This is a genomic window from Bradyrhizobium sp. LTSPM299, from assembly GCF_000938235.1.
In the GTDB taxonomy this organism is placed as follows: domain Bacteria; phylum Pseudomonadota; class Alphaproteobacteria; order Rhizobiales; family Xanthobacteraceae; genus Bradyrhizobium.
Genome location: NZ_JYMU01000027.1, coordinates 19140 through 36394 on the forward strand (window position 1 = coordinate 19140; position 17255 = coordinate 36394).

A 17255-nucleotide genomic window follows, 5' to 3' on the forward strand; every position below is an offset into this window, starting at 1 on the left:
GCAATGACAGCCATTGCCTCGACCGATCTTATTGCCGAACTCGACCATGTTCTGAAAGCAGGCCCGTCCGACCGCCGTGTGCGGATGTTGCGGCAGGTGGTTGGTCTTTTTCTTGAGGACGCCCACCGGCTCAACGAGCACCACATCGGCGTGTTCGATGACGTCCTGGTTCGCTTGATGGAAGGCGTCGAGCTGCGGACCCTGACCACGCTGAGCCGCGCCTTTGCCGACTCGCGCCTGGTGCCCAGCGAGCTGGCGCGGCGCCTAGCCAATCATGATGACGCCGACGTCGCGGCTCCGATCCTGCGCAACTGTGATTGCATCCCTGATGCCGATCTGATCGACATCGCCTGGTTGCGTGCCGAAGAGCACCTTTGCGCGATCGCAGCCCGAAAGAACGTCACCGATGAGCTTACCGATGTCTTACTGATGCGGGGGGACAGCAGCGTCCTTCGCAAATTGGCAAGCAATCCCGGTACGAAGTTTACGAGCGCAGGCTTTGCCATGCTCATAGATACCGCGGAGCGCGACGAGGACATCGCTTGTTCGCTGGTCGCGCGCAACGACCTGCCGCCCGGAGCACTCGGCGATCTCGTCGCAAGATGCGCGACACGCCTCCAGGCCAAACTCCTCAAGACCGCGCCTCCATCGTCACAAGCCGCGATCCGAACGGCGATCGATGCCAGCGCTGCCGCCCGCGCCCGGGCAAAACCGCCTGTCGCCATCGACTACACCGAAGCGAAGGCTGCGGTCATGGCGCTCAACAATTCGGGTCAATTGAACGATTCCAGCGTCAATCGTTTCGCCGTGAGAGGCGAACACCACAATGTTGTCGCAGCCTTGGCACAGCTGGCGGCCGTGCCGACCGAGACGATCGAGCCGCTGATGGAGTCCGCCGAGATCCACGGGCTTGTGATTGCCTGCCGGGCATCGCGGCTGAACTGGAATACGACGGCGGCCATCATCAACAGCCGGACGGTCGCGCCGAGGATCTCGCAACAGGAGCTTGAACTCGCCCGAGAGAGATTTGAAGCAATGCCGCTTTCAAACGCCCAGCGCGTGGTGCGGTTTGGCTCGTTCAGTGATCTGACCGCCGCACCGTCGGCCGCGCCGCGGAGACCGTGATGGCTTACGGAGACCGCAAGGCCGGGCGCGTCCGGCTCGAAACCCGCCACCCCGTGAACCTCATGGGAGTCGACGGCACCTGGCATCGCAGTTGCGCTCTGCTCGACGTCTCCCAGAGCGGAGCGCGGCTCGAAGTCGACGGAACGCTCGAAGTTCTCGGGGCGCACGAATTCTTCCTCGTGCTCTCATCGCGGGGATTGGCCTTTCGCCGCTGCGAACTGATCCGTGTCGATGGCACCGAGGTCGGCGTTAGGTTCATCGAGGAAAAAAAGAAGAAGGGACATCCCGTCGTTCCGAAATAAGGATTGGCGGAATTCATCAAGGCTGAGGGGAACCCAAATGACCATTCTGAACGTAACGAACGTCACGATCGCGACGGAGTGTACCGACCCACTGCGCGCACGTCTCGAGATCAATTGCGCCGGGACAGTCTCGAAATTCCAGATCAACGAGGATCTCGCGCATCAACTTTGCAGCGGGCTCGATCGATTTCTCACCCAGGTCACGCGCCGGCCACGCCTGGTCCGCCTAGGGTGAGGCGCTCCTTGACGCTAGACGGCTGACGAGACCCGTTTGATGCCGAAACGGCCTCTGGCGGCGGGGTTCAGAGATGTCGCGTTGAACCGCTGATATTCCCGCGCTGCCCTCGATTGTTATTTTGACGCGTTTTCTTCATGCGAACCGGTATCCACTTCGCTTGAAACGCTCCACTCCCGCTTAAACCGATAGTCGAAGCGGTCGCCGTCCGACTTGATCAGGCCGACCGTCGGGGTCGGGAAATGAATCGGCAGGATCAGGGTGTCGGTCTCGGCAACCGAGGCGAAGAACTTCCGGCGCGAGGCTGCCGACTGCTTCGGATCCCAATCGGGCTTCGCGGACCAGTCCGGTTCGCGGCACTGGATTACGTGGTGCATCAGATCGCCGGCGACCACGGCGCGCTGGCCCTTCGAGACAATGTTGACGCAGCAATGGCACGGCGAATGGCCGGGCGTCGGGATCAGCGTAACGGTGTCGTCGAGCGCGTAGTCGTCATCGACCAAGAGCGCCTGCCCGGCCTCGACGATCGGCAGGCAATTGTCGCGAAACACCGTCCCCGGCGGATTGGCGCCTTTGGCGTTCTCGGCCTCCCAGGCCGCATATTCGCGCTGGTGGAAGACGTATTTCGCGTTCGGGAACGTCGGCACCCAGCGCCCGTCGCGCAAGGTCGTGTTCCAGCCGGTGTGGTCGATGTGCAGATGGGTGCAGAACACGTAGTCGATCTGCTCGTAGGAGATGCCGAGCGCGAACAGCTCGTTGCGCCAGCGCTCTTTCCCCGGGAAATCGAACGGCGGCGGATGGCCCTTGTCCTCACCGGTGCAGGTATCGACCAGGATGGTGTAGCGCGGTGTGCGGACCACGAAGGTCTGATAGGTGATCACCATCATGCCGCTGATAGCATCGAACACCTCCGGCTCCATGGTCGGCAGGTGATGCCGGAACACGGCATCGTCATAGGCCGGGAAGAAATCCTGCGGCCGCCGCCACGGTCCCTCGCGCTCGATCACTGCGTCGATCGTGATGTCGCCGATCCTGATCTGCTTCATGGCCGTTTCACTCCCGTTTTTTGGCAAATGGTAACGGGCGCTCCGGGACCCGACAAGGCGGGCCCATTGCGGCGTGCCATGCGCCGTTGCATTGCTGGCGCGGCCGATCCGCCGCAATTCGTCCGAAAGCTGCTAGTGTGCGGCCATGACAAATCGCGCGATTCAGCTCACCGTGCTGCTGATGCTCACATCGCTTCCGTCACGCGCAGCCCCCACCGCGCCAAACACCGTGTTCTTTCCGAGCGCGGACGGCAAGACCGAGATCGTCGCCTATCTGTTCAAGCCGCCATCGTCAGGCCCTCACCCTGCGATCGTGCTGCTGCATGGCCGCGGCGGGCCGTACTCGATCAACGTCAACAAGGGCTGCACCCTAGTGTCGCGCACCAGTCCGTCCGCCGAGTGCAACGCCGGCGGCCTGTCGAAGCGGCATGTGATGTGGGGCCAATATTGGGCCGACCGCGGTTACGTCGCGCTACTGCCAGACAGTTTTGGTCCGCGCGGCAAGGCCCACGGCTTTGGCCGCTTTACCCATGGTGATCCGGATCGCGCTGATGTCAATGAACTGACGGTGCGGCCGCTCGATGCGGAGGGCGCACTGAGCTGGCTGCGCAGCCAGAATGACATCGTCGGCAACCGCGTCTTCCTGCAGGGATGGTCGAACGGCGGCAGCACCGCGCTGAACGTCATGCAGCGGCAGGGCGCGGCAACATCGGACTTTCGCGCGGCGCTGGCGTTCTATCCCGGCTGCGGACCAAAGGCGCTGCTGGCGCAGACGCTTACGTCAGGCGCACCGATCACCATGCTGCTCGGCTCTAACGACGAGGAAGTGTCGCCGCTGGAGTGCCAGGACGTCGCCCAGCGCTCCATCGTTGCCGGCAGCAAGATCGACGTCGTGCTCTATCCGGGCGCGACCCACGATTTCGACGACCCCGGCCAACGCCGCCAATCCATTCCCGCCAATGCCGCTGCATCAGCAGATGCCCAGACGCGTGCAATTGGCTTTGTGGAAGGAATGACGAAGTAGCGGAGCGCCGAACCTAACTACGCAGCCCCGGAGCCTCCTGCCCGGTGCGCGCGACATATTCGGTATAGCCGCCGCCAAACTGGTGGATGCCCTCCGGCGTCAGTTCCAGCAGACGGTTGGAGAGCGCGGCGAGGAAGTGCCGATCATGCGAGACGAACAGCATGGTGCCCTCGAACTCGGCGAGCGCATTGATCAGCATTTCCTTGGTGGCGAGATCGAGATGGTTGGTCGGCTCGTCCAGCACCAGGAAGTTCGGCGGATCGAACAGCATCTTGGCCATCACCAGACGCGCCTTCTCGCCGCCCGACAGCACCCGGCATTTCTTCTCGACATCGTCGCCCGAGAAGCCGAAGCAACCGGCAAGCGCGCGTAATGAGCCCTGGCCGGCCTGCGGAAACGCATCTTCCAGTGACTGGAACACGGTGCGTTCGCCGTCGAGCAGATCCATCGCGTGCTGGGCGAAATAGCCCACCTTGACACTGCCGCCGACCGTCACCGCACCGTCATCGGGCTCGGTTGCCCCGGCCACCAGCTTCAACAATGTCGACTTGCCCGCGCCGTTGACGCCCATCACGCACCAGCGCTCCCGGCGGCGGATCATGAAGTCCAGTCCGTCATAGATCCGCTTGCTGCCATAGCCCTTGTGGACGTTCTTGAGGCTGGCGACATCCTCGCCCGAACGCGGCGCCGGCTGGAATTCGAATGCCACCGTCTGCCGCCGCCGCGGCGGCTCGACGCGCTCGATCTTGTCGAGCTTCTTGACCCGGCTCTGCACCTGGGCCGCGTGCGAGGCCCGCGCCTTGAAGCGCTCGATGAACTTGATCTCCTTGGCCAGCATCGCCTGCTGCCGCTCGAACTGCGCCTGCTGCTGCTTGTCGCTGAGCGCGCGCTGCTGCTCGTAGAATTCGTAATTGCCGGAATAGCTGGTGAGCTGGCCGCCGTCGATCTCGACCACCTTGTTGATGATGCGGTTGATGAACTCGCGGTCATGCGACGTCATCAGCAGCGCACCCTCATAGCCTTTGAGGAACTGCTCGAGCCAGATCAGGCTTTCGAGATCGAGATGGTTGCTCGGCTCGTCCAGCAGCATCACGTCGGGCCGCATCAGGAGGATGCGCGCCAGCGCGACCCGCATCTTCCAGCCGCCGGAAAGCTTTCCGACGTCGCCCTCCATCATCTCCTGGCTGAAGCCGAGGCCCGACAGCGCCTCGCGCGCCCGGCCGTCCAGCGCATAGCCGTCCAGCTCCTCGAAACGGTGCTGCACTTCGCCATAGCGCGTGATGATGTCGTCCATCTCGTCAGCTTTATCGGGATCGGCCATCGCGGCCTCGAGTTCCCTGAGCTCGGCCGCGACCTCACTGACGGGCCCTGCTCCGTCCATCACCTCGGCGACCGCGCTACGGCCGGACATTTCGCCAACATCCTGGCTGAAATAGCCGATCGAAATGCCACGATCGACCGAGACCTGGCCCTCATCGGGGATGTCCTGGCCCGAGATCATCCGGAACAGCGAGGTCTTGCCGGAGCCGTTGGGCCCGACCAGGCCGATCTTCTCGCCCTTCTGCAGCGCTGCGGAGGCTTCGATGAAGAGGATCTGGTGGCCGACTTGCTTTGAGACGTTATCGAGGCGGATCATGACACATGTGGGAAATAGGAGGTTGCGGCCTCTTATTCGATCTGGAGCCCGGGTGGAAGCCCGTTCCATGCGTTTCGCAGCGAGCCCGCACGCATGCCTGTCGTTGCCATCAGAACCAGACCGGGAATACTTCCCCGATCGGTCTTTAGGGGCATCACATGCAAGTCTGGCTTCTCTCCCTGCTCGCGCTCGGTGCGGGCATCAGCGTGTCCGTTCAGCAGGTCCTGAACGGCAATCTGCGCTCCGCCCTGAACTCGCCCGCCTGGGCCGGGCTCGTCAGCTATCTCGGCGGTCTGTTGACAATGGTCGTAGTGCTCGTGGTGCGGCGCGAGCCGGTACCGTCGTGGAATTTGGTGAGGGCAACGCCGTGGTGGGCCTGGAGTGGCGGCCTCCTGGGCGGCGTGTTCATCCTGCTGATGATCTTGCTGTTGCCGTCGTTGGGAGCTGCCACACTACTGGCGCTTGTGGTCGCCGGTCAGATGATCGCAGGCATCGCGATGGATCATTTCGGCCTCTTCGGGCTAACACCGCATCCCGTGTCGGTGTCACGACTGGTCGGCATCGCGCTCGTCATCGGCGGCGTCCTCCTCATCAAGGATTGAAGCCGCTGCGCCGCGAACACATCAGAAGCAGAGGTTCGTCACCGCATTGCCGCGCTTGTCCTTGATGACGTAGGGACAGCGGGCGCGCTCCAGCGCTTTCTTGGCATCCTCGTCACCGAGCGCCGCGGCACGCTCGTAATAGCCTTTCGCGGCGTCAGCGTCCTTCGGGCCACCGCGACCGGCCTGCGCGAAGGCGCCCATGCGTTCCAGCGCACCCGGGTGGTTCTGCGCGGCAGCTTTCTCGAACAGCGCCCGCGCCGCGACGTCGTCCTGCGCGCCGCCCTTGCCGTCCGCCAGCATCATGCCGAGCTGATACTGCGCCTCGGGATTGGTCTCCGCAGCCTTGCCGAGCAATTCGCGCGCCCGGGCCGGATCGGAGGCCGCACTGCCGCCGAGCGCTGCGAGATTGCTGATGCCGCGCGCATTGCCCGCCTGCGCCGCGCGCTCGAACAATTGGCGGGCCTGCGCCTCGTCCTTGGCGACGCCGGTGCCGGTACCATAGAGCACGCCGAGCTCGACCATCGCCGATGTCGAACCCTTGTCGGAGGCCTTGCGCCAGGCGGCGGCCGCCTCCGCTATCTGGTGGTTGGCGGCATAGGCGCGGCCAAGCTGGTACATCGCCCGGCGCGACGATTTTGCCGCGACCGCGCAATATCTGATCGCGGTCGAAATGTCTGATACGGCGATCTCTTGCACGCCCTTGACGTCGGCCGGCTTGTCGGGATCGGAGGGACTGGCTGCGACGCGGTCGCACAGTACGAGATCGGCCGATTGCGCATAAGCAAGCGCCGGCGCAGCCAGCACCGCGACAACGACAATGGCATGGAGGCGTTTGATCATGGGTGGAGGTTGCGTCGCCAGGCCGGCAAATTCAAGGCTCAAGCCCGGTCGTGCGCAGCACCGGCGCGACATCGGCCGAGGCCAGATAGCGCAGCAGATGATCGGCGGCATCAGCGTTCCCCGACGCCGTCATGCGGCCGGCTGAAAACACCGCTGCGGTCTGCAAATTCAGCGGAATGGGACCGACGACATCGATGCCGTCAACCTGCTTCAGCTCGCTGATCTGCTGAACCGCAAGATCGGCCTCGCCGGTAACGAGCTTTTCCGCGGTGAAGCCCGACGGGATGATCACCGCGCGCGCGTTGATCTCCGCGGTGATGTCGAGCCGTTCGATCAGCCGTGCGAACAGGATGCCGCTGGCGCCGAGCCGCGAATAGGCGACCGCCCGCGCGCCGAGCAGCGTTGCGCGCAGCCCGGCTTCAGATGCGATATCGGGATGCGCCGCGCCCGCCCTCACCGCGAGCCCGACATAGGAGCGCGCGAGATCGACTGAGTTGTCGGCGACAACACGGCCCTCGCCGATCATCTCGTCGAGGCCCTCGCGGGTGAGGATCACGAGATCGGCTGCCTCGCCACCACGCAGGCGCTCGAGCAACGCAAGCGTCGGTGCGAAATCGGCATTGATCCGGACACCGCTTGTCGTTCGATAAGTCTCGGCAAGCCGCGCCACGGCGCCCTTCAGCGCCAATGTCGAGAGCACGCGGACTGAATTGTCCATTGGAGCCTACGCCCGCCGCAACAACTTGAGCAACGCCGTGAGGCGAAGGCTGCGCTTGCCGGCAAGCGCGGTGGCATCGAGCACGGCGCCCTCCTCGTCGCAGGTTCCGGCAAAGCCGATGCCGACCTCGTGACCGCCGAAGATCGGGTTCTCGCCCTTCGCCGACGTATGCTCCTGATTCAGGATCTGGCCCTTCCAGCGGCCGTTCTCGGAGGTGTAGGTGCCGAGATAGTAGAAGAAGGCGTCACCGCCGAGGATCCGGCCATTGTTGAGCAGCATCACGCCGGTGAGGCCGCCATCGACCCCGTCGAGCATGCGGATGTGGATCGAATAGAGGCCGTTGACGACGCAGCCCTCGCCGACGCCGCCAGCGATCGGCATTTCGTCCGCCGTGATCGGCGTCATCACCGACTGGAAGGACACGCCGGGCAATTCCTTGAGCTCGCCCTTGAAGCGATAGAGATCGCCGTCCGGCCCGCCTTTGGCGATCAGCGTCGCGTCGTCGGTGCCGGCCATCGCGCGGTAGTTCGGATCGGGGTTGTGGCGAACGGTCTTGATCTCGATGGCGACCTCGTCGCCGTTCTTCCGGTAGGTGCCGATATGGGCAAAGGCCGAGTTGCCGCCGAGCATCCCGCCTTCGCCGACATACATCACGCTGCGGCCAACGGTGCCGCCGAGCTCGAATCGAACCTTGTAAAACCCCTCAAACAAGTGCCGCGTCCCCGGCAGCGCAAATTGCCCGCGTTGTCTAGCGCGGTTCATAACGCAGCGAAACCGCTTTCCGTGTGAAGCCACGCACAAGCGATGTCATTAAAACGCAAAGGTCCGCCAAGCTTTCGCTTGGCGGACCGGATTGCGATACCGGACGCTGCCGTCCGGGTCCAACGGGATCTTAGGCCGCAGCCTTCACGCCGGTCGGAACTTCGGAGATCGTCTTCAGGATCTGCGATGCGATCTGGTAGGGGTCGCCTTGGGAGTTCGGGCGGCGGTCTTCCAGATAGCCCTTGTAGCTATTGTTGACGAAGGAGTGCGGAACGCGGATCGAGGCGCCGCGGTCGGCAATGCCGTAGCTGAACTTGTTCCAGGGCGCAGTCTCGTGCTTGCCGGTCAGGCGCTTGTCATTGTCCGGACCATAGACCGAGATGTGGTCCATGATGTTCTTCTCAAAGGCCGACATCAGCTGCTCGAAGTACTCCTTGCCGCCGACTTCGCGCATGTATGTGGTCGAGAAGTTGGCGTGCATGCCCGAGCCGTTCCAGTCGGTGTCGCCGAGCGGCTTGCAGTGGAACTCGATGTCGATGCCGTAGGTCTCGGTGAGGCGCAGCATCAGATAGCGGGCCATCCACATTTCGTCAGCGGCCTTCTTGGAGCCCTTGCCGAAGATCTGGAATTCCCACTGGCCCTTCGCCACTTCGGCGTTGATGCCTTCGTGGTTGATGCCGGCGGCGAGGCAGAGGTTGAGATGCTCTTCGACGATCTTGCGGGCGACGCTGCCGACGTTCGAGTAGCCGACGCCGGTGTAGTACGGGCCCTGCGGCGCCGGATAACCGTCCGACGGGAAGCCGAGCGGGCGGCCGTCCTTGTAGAAGAAATATTCCTGCTCGAAGCCGAACCATGCGCCTTCGTCGTCCAGGATGGTGGCGCGCTTGTTCGAGGCGTGCGGCGTCTTGCCGTCGGGCATCATGACTTCGCACATCACCAGTGCGCCGTTTTCGCGCGCAGCGTCGGGGTAAACCGCGACCGGCTTCAGCACGCAGTCGGAGCTGTGGCCTTCAGCCTGCTGGGTGGACGAGCCATCGAACCCCCAGAGCGGAAGCTGTTCGAGGGTCGGAAACGACGCGAATTCCTTGATCTGCGTCTTGCCGCGCAGGCTCGGCGTCGGCGTATATCCGTCGAGCCAGATATACTCGAGCTTGTACTTGGTCATTGAACCTCTCTGTTGATGATGCAAAAACGTGAGGAAACCGAAAGCAAGTCGATCGCCGCACGTGTACCCGGCCACCATCGGCCACTTGCTACCCAAGCAATTAAAATGCCAGTCGCTGCAATGCGGCGCCCGCCCCGCTCGCTGATGTCCACAGCGGACATCGGATTTTTTGGTGCGACATAGGAGCGCGGCTGGCATGCGTTTTGGGCAGCCAGATTCCGCTTTCAGACCTGCGCGAGCGCCCGATTCTCCGGCAAATCCGGCCGAGACCGCCCTGCCGATTAAAGCCGTGGCAGTGTCGTGTGACAGTTCGCCTCCCGCCCGCCCGCGCCTAGCAAGCTTCTAGCAACCATCACTCCGGCCCAAGCGTTGGTCATCTGCATACTGCCCCGCAGGAGGCAAACGCGGAATTGCCCATGAATTAAACAGAATGTGACTACGTCTTAGTCACCTTGCACCCTCACGGGCCTCGGCCGATATCCAGACGACGGTAACGGCGCACGAAGGAGTCGGGCGCACGATGGTGGTTCGCATTCCGGACCTAGGAGACTTTGCGATGATGAACACAGGCTTAAATGAGGGATCTGCCAAGATCTATCAATTCCCGTCCGGGGGCCGCGCAGCTCTCGGCGGACGTCGCTATGGCGACGCCAGCACGGCGCTCGAACTTGCGGCACAGGTTGAGACCAGCAACTGCAGCGACAGCTGGTACCATCAGGCGGCGATCGAAGACGCCAAACCGGGCCGGGATCATTGATGCCGGCGCGATCGAGGGGCACGGCGCGCAGGACACATCTGGCAGCGTCGGAACAGTAAAGAAGGGTCGGAACCAAGGTTTCGGCCCTTTTTTCATGCCGGGTTGCAGGCCATCACCGGTCGCCCTGCCGAAGGTGACGCTCCCAGGATAAGTCATATTCTCCCACCGAGAGGCCAGCTATAGACCAGTCCTGCGTCAAGTCCGCGACGATGTGAGCACAGGTTGGTCCGATGTCAGAAATCCCTGCCCGCCATCTCGATCTTTCCGGCGCGAGCAATTTTCGCGACCTCGGCGGCTACCCGACGCGGGATGGACGAACGGTGCGCTGGCGGCAGGTCTTCCGCTCCAATCATCTTGGCCATCTCACCGAGCCGGACATCGCGGTGGTGCGCGGACTCGGGGTCAGAAGCGCACTCGACTTCCGCGGCGTGACCGAACGAACTGAAGCGCCGTGCGTCATGGCCGAAATCACCGTGCATTCACTTCCCGTCGAGCCGACCGTCGTGGCCGCGCTGCGCGCGATCGCCGCGAGCGGCCGGCCACCATCGAAGGCCGACGCGGTCGAGGTGATGCGGGATTCCTATCGTGGCTATGTGCAGGACAACACACCGCGCTATCGCGCACTGTTTGCCCATCTGCTCGAAGATCGCGCGCCGCTCGTGATCCACTGCACCGCCGGCAAGGATCGCACCGGCTTTGCCTGCGCGCTGATCCTGCACGCGCTCGGCGTGCCCGGCGATGATATCGCGGACGACTATCTCCTGACCAACCAGTTCTACAAGCGCGATCCGTCCGCCAGCACCGAGCTTCCCGACGACGTCAAGCAGGTGCTCGGCGCCGTGCAGCCCGCGTTCCTGCACGCTGCGTTCGAGGCGATCGATGCCGATTACGGCAACCTCGATGGTTATTTCCGGGATGGAATCGGGCTCGGACAGGCCGAGCGCAAGGCGCTTGAAGGCCGCTATTTGCGGGCGTGATGGCGATTCTCGTCTTGACGCGTTTTCTTGACGCGAACCGGTATCCACTTCGCTCGAAATCGCTCTAGGCCGCGGCCTCGAGCTCCGCGTCGAGATCGGCGATGACGTCCTCGAATGCGGAGATCGCTTGCTGGATCGCCGCGATCTGCATCAACTCCCAGCTGCCCACCGGCCCGTTGCGGTTTTGCAGCGCCACCACGAGGTCGCGCCGCTGCTCCTTAAGCTGAACAAGCGGTAAACCGTGATCCGGAAGATATCCCATAACGAACCCCTGCCTTGGTCGGAGTTCACTTCTACCGGAAGGATTCTGCGATCGACTTACAGAACTGCGGCAAATTTTACTGATCGCGCGACACCCGTAGTCTTACGTGATCAGCTCGCGTGTCACGGCATCGTTGATCGCACCGAGCAAAGCCTGCGTCACACAATCGGTCGCCCAGTCACTTGTATGAAGATGCTCCTGTGCGCCGTCATCGAGTTCGGACAACGGAATTCCGGCATCGACCCATTGCTTCATCAGCGCAAAACGGCGGAACAAGTTGACTTGCCTGCTTGCTGCGACCTCGGCGATCATCGGCATGAACTGGTTGGCAAGCTTGAGTACGTCAGGCGTTCCTATGATGGCCTGAGTGTACTGGGAATCCATCACCACGACGTCGAGCGGCAGCCCGGCGAGCACGTCTAGTCCCGCCTGGAATGTCGCTTGTACCTGATCGAAGTTGTAGTTCTTATAGACGGCGTTGGTGCCGACCTGCCAGATCACCATCACCGGTGCTTCAGCGATGACATCGGATTCGATGCGCGAGAACTCTTCCGGCGCCTCCTGACCACCGATGCCGCGGTTGATCACATCAATCATCCGGCCGAAGGACGGTTTCTGGCTTCGCCACAGCATCTCGAGTCGCGGCGGGAACGGCAGAATATTATCAGCACCCGCGGTCGATGACGATCCGAGCGCCACCACCTTGACCTTGCGTTGGCGTTTGAGCGCTTGAGCCAGATGCGGCAAGCCGTGCTGGAGCTTCACAATATCGAGATGCGTTTCGCATGGCCTGGGTGCGGGCATCGCAAACATCCTTTGCGCGAATGAATTGAACAATACCCGCAGTAGGTAGCGAAATTCGCGGCATTGCAAATGAAATCCGCCTGATCATAGTGGGCGCCTGCCTTTTGCCTGTACGGAGACCACATGAACGGAAAAGTCATCGTCATCACCGGCGCCCTGGGCGCGCTCGGCAAGGTGGTCGCCGAACAGGCTCTCGCAAGGGGCGCGCGCGTCGCCGGTATCGATCACGCGGCGTCGTCCGTTGCTGCGACGGCTGATCGCATCGAACTCGGCGGCGTCGATCTCACCGACGCCGCGCAGGCCAGATCGGCGATCGACAAGGCCGCTGCGCATTTCGGCCGGCTCGATGCGCTGATCAACATCGCCGGCGGCTTCACCTTCGAGTCGGTCGCCGACGGCGAGCCCGCGACCTGGCAGCGCATGTATGCGATGAATGTGATGACCGCGCTGAACGCCTCGCTCGCCGCGATCCCGCATCTTTCCTCGACCGGCGCCGGTCGCATCATCAACATCGGCGCGCTGGGCGCGCTGCAGGCCGCTGCCGGCATGGGCCCCTATGCCGCCTCGAAGGCCGGCGTGCATCGCCTGACCGAAGCACTCGCGGCCGAGCTGAAGGGCAAGGTCACGGTCAACGCCGTGCTGCCCTCGATCATCGACACCGCAGCCAATCGCGCCGCGATGCCGAAGGCTGACGTTTCCAAATGGGTGACGCCGAAAGAACTCGCCGACGTCATCCTGTTCCTCGCCAGCGACGCCGCCGGCGCCGTCACCGGCGCACTGCTGCCGGTCAACGGACGGGTCTAGAAGGTGTGATCAAAGCAAACGACATCGAAGAGACCGATGCGGAGCGGTTCGACGCAGCGATTGAGCGGGACGCAAAGGCCGGGAAACTGGACGTCCTTGCCGATGAGGCATTGGCGGCGCATCGCGCCGGGCAGTCGCTCGACTTGCTCAGTCCGGGATCAGCAGCCGCAGCTTCGACTTGAAGCGGATGCTCTGCTTGCCCGCCAGCGCGATGCCGTCGCCTTCTGCGGTCTCGTCGGTGTAGGTGCCGGTAAACCCGATCGTGACGACCTTGCGTTCCCACACCGGCCGCTCGCCATAGGTCGGCGAATGCTCCTGGTTGGTGACCTCGCCCTTCCATTTGCCGTCCGCCGCGGTGTAGCTGCCGTGGGCGTAGAAGAACGAGTCGCCGCCGCGCATCTGGCCGTCACGCAGCACCATGACGCCCTGATTGCCGCCGGTTACGCTGTCGAGGAAGTCGATCGTGATGTGATAGAGCCCGTTCTTGATCATAGAAATTGTTGCGCCTTGTCCCGGCAGCAACATTAGCCGCTCAGGCCGACATAGGGCAAATCCGGCCGGCGCAAATCCGCGCTATGCTGCTGCGAATCGAGTCGCGGCCTGGGGCGCCGCCGGAGCCTACCGTTGGAAACCGCGCTTTATCTGCCCGTCAAACGCTTCCTCGAAAAGCTCGGCTTCACGGTCAAGGGCGAGGTCGGCGGCTGCGATCTGGTCGCGCTAAGTACCGGCGATCCGCCGGTGGTCGTGGTCGGGGAACTCAAGCTTGCGTTCAATCTCGAACTGATCCTGCAGGCGGTCGATCGCGCCGGCGCCGCCGACGAGGTCTGGATCGCCGCAAAGATCTCGATCCGCGGCAAGGGCCGCGAGAGCGATGCACGCTACCGCAATCTGTGCCGCCGGCTCGGCTTCGGCATGCTCGGCGTCACCTCGACCGGCGATGTCGAGGTGCTGGTGAAGCCACCGACCGCAGCACCCCGCCGCAATCCGAAGAAGCGGTCGCGGCTGATCGCCGAGCATCGCAAGCGCAAGGGTGATCCGGTCCTGGGAGGCTCGACCCGGGCGCCGATCATGACCGCCTATCGGCAGCAGGCGCTGGCCTGCGCCTCGGCGCTTGCGAACGGCCCGCGCAAGGTGCGCGAGTTGCGCGTCGATTTTCCGGACGCCGGCAAGATCCTGTTGCACAATGTCTATGGCTGGTTCGATCGCGCCGAGCGCGGCATCTATGTGCTGACCGATGCCGGGCGCGCGGCGCTGAAGCGCTGGCCGCAGCAGCCGGCGGATTTCTCAGGGGCGGCCGAAGCCGCGCCATAGGACGAACGGGGGGGCGGCATGATCGTGGTGACTGGCAGCGTGACCGCCCGCCCCGACAGCTTTGACGAAGTGCGGCGGCTAAGTCTCGAACACGTGCACCGTTCGCGCGCCGAGCCCGGCTGCATCTCACATACCGTCCATATCGACTGCGAGAATCCGCTTAGGCTGGTGTTTTTCGAGCAATGGGCTGATCTCGCCGCGCTGCAGACCCATTTCGCGGTCCCTGCCACCCGCGAATTGGTGCGCTCGCTGCAGCCCTTGGCCGCTGCGGCGACCACTCTTGAGCTTTATGACGCTCACAAGATCGAGAGACCCTGAACGCATGGCTGAAATGCCACATCAGTTTCATATTGCAATGCAACATAAGGCCACTTACGTATCACCCGCGATTCAGAAGCGAGGCGGCGATGAGCGGAGACTGGAACACCAAGTATGGGACCCGGCGCGTACGGCATGATCCGCCGACGCTGGAGGAGGCAATCTTCGCCGCCATCGGCATCACCGATGACGTGGAAGGCCAGGCCGAGATCGCGTCTTCCCTGATGGGCCTGCCCTATGAAGAGGTGCTGGCGGAGGTCAGGAAGACCGCGCGTGTCAGCGCCCGGACCGGCACGGCCACCCGGGTGATCGCCGGCGAACAGGGCGCACAGCGCTCCATCGTGGTCGAGCGCCGCGTGGTCCGCCGCTTTGCGGCCCGCACCGGCACCTGACCAACAAACTGATTGATCAAAAGAAAGGGCAATTCGCTGAGCGAATTGCCCTTTTTCGTTTGTTGCTGGCGGATGCTTCAGGCGGCCCGGCCCCAGCCCGACATCTGCATCACCATCCGCCAATAGGCACGGTTGATGTCGGCGATCGCGCGGACGGCCTCGACCGGCGAAACCGCGGCTGCTGCCGGCGCCGGCTCGCTCTGGCTCTGCTCGCTCAGGTCGATGCTGCCGGTGGATTCGCCGTGACGGAAGGTCAGGTGCGCACCGAACTTGTTGGCGAGCGCCCGCATCGCGTCGTTCTGCGCGCCGGTGGTGATCCTTAGGCTGGTGTAGCCCTTGGCGTGGGCCTCAGCGATCAGCTTGCGAAACAGGATGCTGCCGACGCCCTTGCGCCGGACCGACCGCTCCACGCTGAAGGCGATCTCCGGCTGGGCGTCCGGCGACTGCTCCGGCGGATGCAGCTCGGCTGCACCGCGGACGACGCCATCCTCGAAATAGGCGATGATGACGGTGCCATCATTGGCGCACCGCTCGGCATAACGACGGATGAAACTGTCATCGATGAAGCCATGAAACCGATCATGCCGGCTGGTTCGGTCCAGTCTCAAAAGGTGATCGCGCAGCAGCGGAAGCTCCTCCTGCTGGCTCAGGGTTCGCACGGTGCCCTTGGCAACCGTTGTACTGATAGAATCATAGTTCATTTCATAACTCCTCGTGATAGCCCTCGAGGAGGCGTCGAATCCCTAGTCCGGATTATATTGTGCATCGCACCATATAATTCAAGTGTCTAGATTCATTTGAATAACCCATGACTTGATTGGGAAATCATATGATTATGCTATCATAATACCATCTGCGTCTGGGTCACGATCGCAACCAGTCTGCCGTCCTCGGTCTCCAGCCGGGTCTGCCAAACCTGAGTCCGCCGCCCCCGGTGAACCGGGGTCGCGGTGGCAATGACCGCGGTTCCCTCCTTGGCGCCGCCGATGAAATTGGTCTTGCTCTCCAGTGTCGTCGTGCCCTTGGCGTCCTCCGGCAGGTTGATCACGGTGGCGGCAGCGCCGACCGAATCCGCGAACGCCATGACAGCACCGCCATGGATGGTGTGGTTGAGGGTGCAGAGTTCCGGCCGCACCACCATGCGGGCAACCACGCGATCCTTGTCGGCGGCGGTGAAGGTGACGCCCTTCAGTTCCGCGAACGGCATCTTCATCGACTGGATTTTTTCGAGCAGCGTCATGGGCTCTCCCTGTTGTTTCTTCAACGATGTTCCCTGGCATGATGGATTGCCTGACGGAGCCCGGCAATGACGTCCGAGGTAATGACGACCATGACGTTATGGCCGCCGTGACAACGTGCCGCCAATTCTGCATATCGTTCGGGATGCACGACTTCCCTCCCCGTCGAATCGTCTGCCTGACCGAAGAGACCGTCGAGACGCTGTATCTGCTCGGCGAGCAGGACTGTATCGTCGGCGTCTCCGGCTACGCAGTGCGGCCGCCACAGGTCCGTCGCGAGAAGCCACGCGTCGCCGCCTTCATCTCCGCCGACATTCCAAAGATCCTCGCGCTGGCCCCCGATCTGGTGCTCGCCTTCTCCGACCTGCAGGCCGACATCGTCGCCGATCTGGTTCGATCCGGCGTCGCCGTCCACGTCTTCAACCAGCGCGACCTTGCCGGCATTTTTGCGATGATCCGCACGTTGGGTGCCATCGTCGGCGCCGCCGAACGCGCCGAGCGGCTCGCGCAAGATCTCGAGCAACGGCTTGCGACGATTGCAGCGACGCCGCGTCCGGCACCGCGGCCAAAGGTCTATTTCGAGGAGTGGGACGATCCCCTGATCAGCGGCATCGGCTGGGTCTCCGAGCTGATCGAGATCGCCGGCGGCGAGGACGCACTTCCGCATCTGCGCGTTCACAAGGCGGCCAAGGATCGCATCATTTCACCTGATGTCGTGCGCGCCGCCGCGCCCGATGTGATCCTGGCATCCTGGTGCGGCAAGAAGGTCGTCCCCGACCGCATCCGCAAGCGTGACGGCTGGAGCGCAATTCCGGCGGTGCGCAACGATCGCATCGTCGAGATCAAGTCGACGATCATCCTGCAGCCCGGTCCCGCGGCTCTGACGGATGGGCTCGATGCGATCGTCAAGGCGCTGTGGCCGCAGCAGCTATGACTG

The 17255-nt window shown here is 63.2% G+C and carries 23 protein-coding genes; 12 read left to right on the plus strand and 11 right to left on the minus strand.

What is annotated here, in order from left to right; genetic code table 11:
• Positions 1-3 precede the first annotated feature (3 nt).
• Genes UP10_RS16285 through UP10_RS16295 form a run of 3 tightly spaced genes read left to right on the plus strand, consistent with a single transcriptional unit; the run spans position 4 to position 1662 of the window.
• Positions 4-1125: a DUF2336 domain-containing protein gene (locus UP10_RS16285; protein WP_044588349.1), complete on the plus strand. Its 1122-nt coding sequence runs from the start codon at positions 4-6 to the stop codon at positions 1123-1125.
• On the plus strand, positions 1125-1427 hold the full coding sequence (locus tag UP10_RS16290) for a PilZ domain-containing protein (protein WP_044542622.1): 303 nt from the start codon (positions 1125-1127) through the stop codon (positions 1425-1427). Before UP10_RS16285 ends, UP10_RS16290 begins: the two co-directional genes overlap by 1 nt.
• Before the next feature lie 37 nt (positions 1428-1464).
• Positions 1465-1662, plus strand: a complete 198-nt coding sequence (locus tag UP10_RS16295; protein WP_044588350.1) for a hypothetical protein — start codon at positions 1465-1467, stop codon at positions 1660-1662.
• 116 nt (positions 1663-1778) lie between these two features.
• On the opposite strand, the gene UP10_RS16300 is transcribed toward UP10_RS16295, so the two are convergent.
• Positions 1779-2708: an MBL fold metallo-hydrolase gene (locus tag UP10_RS16300; protein ID WP_044588351.1), complete on the minus strand. Its 930-nt coding sequence runs from the start codon at positions 2706-2708 to the stop codon at positions 1779-1781.
• A 145-nt stretch (positions 2709-2853) separates the two neighbouring features.
• On the opposite strand from UP10_RS16300, the gene UP10_RS16305 reads away from it, so the two are divergent.
• Complete coding sequence (locus UP10_RS16305) at positions 2854-3732, plus strand: dienelactone hydrolase family protein (protein ID WP_044588352.1); 879 nt, start codon at positions 2854-2856, stop codon at positions 3730-3732.
• 13 nt (positions 3733-3745) lie between these two features.
• Here the strand turns inward: UP10_RS16305 and UP10_RS16310 are convergent, their stop codons facing one another.
• A complete protein-coding gene (locus UP10_RS16310) occupies positions 3746-5368 on the minus strand; it encodes an ABC-F family ATP-binding cassette domain-containing protein (RefSeq protein WP_044588353.1) in 1623 nt (540 codons plus the stop codon).
• 158 nt (positions 5369-5526) lie between these two features.
• Here UP10_RS16310 and UP10_RS16315 point away from each other — a divergent pair, with 158 nt between their 5' ends.
• Entirely contained in the window at positions 5527-5970 is a 444-nt protein-coding gene (locus UP10_RS16315) for a DMT family transporter (protein ID WP_044588354.1), read from the plus strand.
• Between the two features lie 21 nt (positions 5971-5991).
• On the opposite strand, the gene UP10_RS16320 is transcribed toward UP10_RS16315, so the two are convergent.
• From UP10_RS16320 to UP10_RS16335, 4 genes are all read right to left on the minus strand, one after another.
• Positions 5992-6810 (minus strand): tetratricopeptide repeat protein, encoded by an 819-nt coding sequence (locus tag UP10_RS16320; RefSeq protein ID WP_044588355.1) that lies wholly within the window; start codon positions 6808-6810, stop codon positions 5992-5994.
• A 31-nt stretch (positions 6811-6841) separates the two neighbouring features.
• On the minus strand, positions 6842-7528 hold the full coding sequence (locus UP10_RS16325) for a substrate-binding domain-containing protein (RefSeq protein ID WP_044588356.1): 687 nt from the start codon (positions 7526-7528) through the stop codon (positions 6842-6844).
• A gap of 6 nt (positions 7529-7534) precedes the next feature.
• Positions 7535-8239 (minus strand): hypothetical protein, encoded by a 705-nt coding sequence (locus UP10_RS16330; RefSeq protein WP_044541832.1) that lies wholly within the window; start codon positions 8237-8239, stop codon positions 7535-7537.
• A gap of 181 nt (positions 8240-8420) precedes the next feature.
• Positions 8421-9455: a glutamine synthetase beta-grasp domain-containing protein gene (locus tag UP10_RS16335; protein ID WP_044588357.1), complete on the minus strand. Its 1035-nt coding sequence runs from the start codon at positions 9453-9455 to the stop codon at positions 8421-8423.
• Between the two features lie 556 nt (positions 9456-10011).
• Here UP10_RS16335 and UP10_RS16340 point away from each other — a divergent pair.
• Together UP10_RS16340 and UP10_RS16345 are read left to right on the plus strand one after the other, a co-directional pair.
• Positions 10012-10212, plus strand: a complete 201-nt coding sequence (locus tag UP10_RS16340; protein WP_044588358.1) for a DUF2735 domain-containing protein — start codon at positions 10012-10014, stop codon at positions 10210-10212.
• Between the two features lie 230 nt (positions 10213-10442).
• Entirely contained in the window at positions 10443-11189 is a 747-nt protein-coding gene (locus tag UP10_RS16345) for a tyrosine-protein phosphatase (protein WP_044588359.1), read from the plus strand.
• Between the two features lie 64 nt (positions 11190-11253).
• On the opposite strand, the gene UP10_RS16350 is transcribed toward UP10_RS16345, so the two are convergent.
• Positions 11254-11451: a hypothetical protein gene (locus tag UP10_RS16350; RefSeq protein WP_044588360.1), complete on the minus strand. Its 198-nt coding sequence runs from the start codon at positions 11449-11451 to the stop codon at positions 11254-11256.
• A 102-nt stretch (positions 11452-11553) separates the two neighbouring features.
• Positions 11554-12264 (minus strand): SGNH/GDSL hydrolase family protein, encoded by a 711-nt coding sequence (locus UP10_RS16355; RefSeq protein WP_245302263.1) that lies wholly within the window; start codon positions 12262-12264, stop codon positions 11554-11556.
• A 114-nt stretch (positions 12265-12378) separates the two neighbouring features.
• On the opposite strand from UP10_RS16355, the gene fabG reads away from it, so the two are divergent.
• Positions 12379-13059 (plus strand): 3-oxoacyl-ACP reductase FabG, encoded by a 681-nt coding sequence (gene fabG / locus UP10_RS16360; RefSeq protein WP_044588361.1) that lies wholly within the window; start codon positions 12379-12381, stop codon positions 13057-13059.
• Positions 13060-13206: 147 nt separating this feature from the next.
• Here the strand turns inward: fabG and UP10_RS16365 are convergent, their stop codons facing one another.
• Positions 13207-13551 (minus strand): GrlR family regulatory protein, encoded by a 345-nt coding sequence (locus UP10_RS16365; RefSeq protein ID WP_044588362.1) that lies wholly within the window; start codon positions 13549-13551, stop codon positions 13207-13209.
• 132 nt (positions 13552-13683) lie between these two features.
• Here UP10_RS16365 and UP10_RS16370 point away from each other — a divergent pair, with 132 nt between their 5' ends.
• The 3 genes from UP10_RS16370 to UP10_RS16380 all read left to right on the plus strand — a co-directional run bounded on the left by UP10_RS16370 (position 13684) and on the right by UP10_RS16380 (position 15080).
• Entirely contained in the window at positions 13684-14370 is a 687-nt protein-coding gene (locus UP10_RS16370; protein WP_044588363.1) for a DUF2161 domain-containing phosphodiesterase, read from the plus strand.
• 18 nt (positions 14371-14388) lie between these two features.
• Entirely contained in the window at positions 14389-14688 is a 300-nt protein-coding gene (locus UP10_RS16375) for a putative quinol monooxygenase (protein WP_044588364.1), read from the plus strand.
• Between the two features lie 89 nt (positions 14689-14777).
• The gene (locus tag UP10_RS16380) at positions 14778-15080 is read left to right on the plus strand and encodes a hypothetical protein (protein WP_044588365.1); all 303 of its coding nucleotides are present in this window, start codon (positions 14778-14780) and stop codon (positions 15078-15080) included.
• A 77-nt stretch (positions 15081-15157) separates the two neighbouring features.
• Here the strand turns inward: UP10_RS16380 and UP10_RS16385 are convergent, their stop codons facing one another.
• Entirely contained in the window at positions 15158-15781 is a 624-nt protein-coding gene (locus UP10_RS16385; protein WP_044588366.1) for a GNAT family N-acetyltransferase, read from the minus strand.
• A gap of 140 nt (positions 15782-15921) precedes the next feature.
• On the minus strand, positions 15922-16320 hold the full coding sequence (locus tag UP10_RS16390) for a PaaI family thioesterase (RefSeq protein ID WP_044588367.1): 399 nt from the start codon (positions 16318-16320) through the stop codon (positions 15922-15924).
• A gap of 143 nt (positions 16321-16463) precedes the next feature.
• On the opposite strand from UP10_RS16390, the gene UP10_RS16395 reads away from it, so the two are divergent.
• Positions 16464-17252, plus strand: a complete 789-nt coding sequence (locus tag UP10_RS16395) for a cobalamin-binding protein (RefSeq protein ID WP_044588439.1) — start codon at positions 16464-16466, stop codon at positions 17250-17252.
• Positions 17253-17255 lie beyond the last annotated feature (3 nt).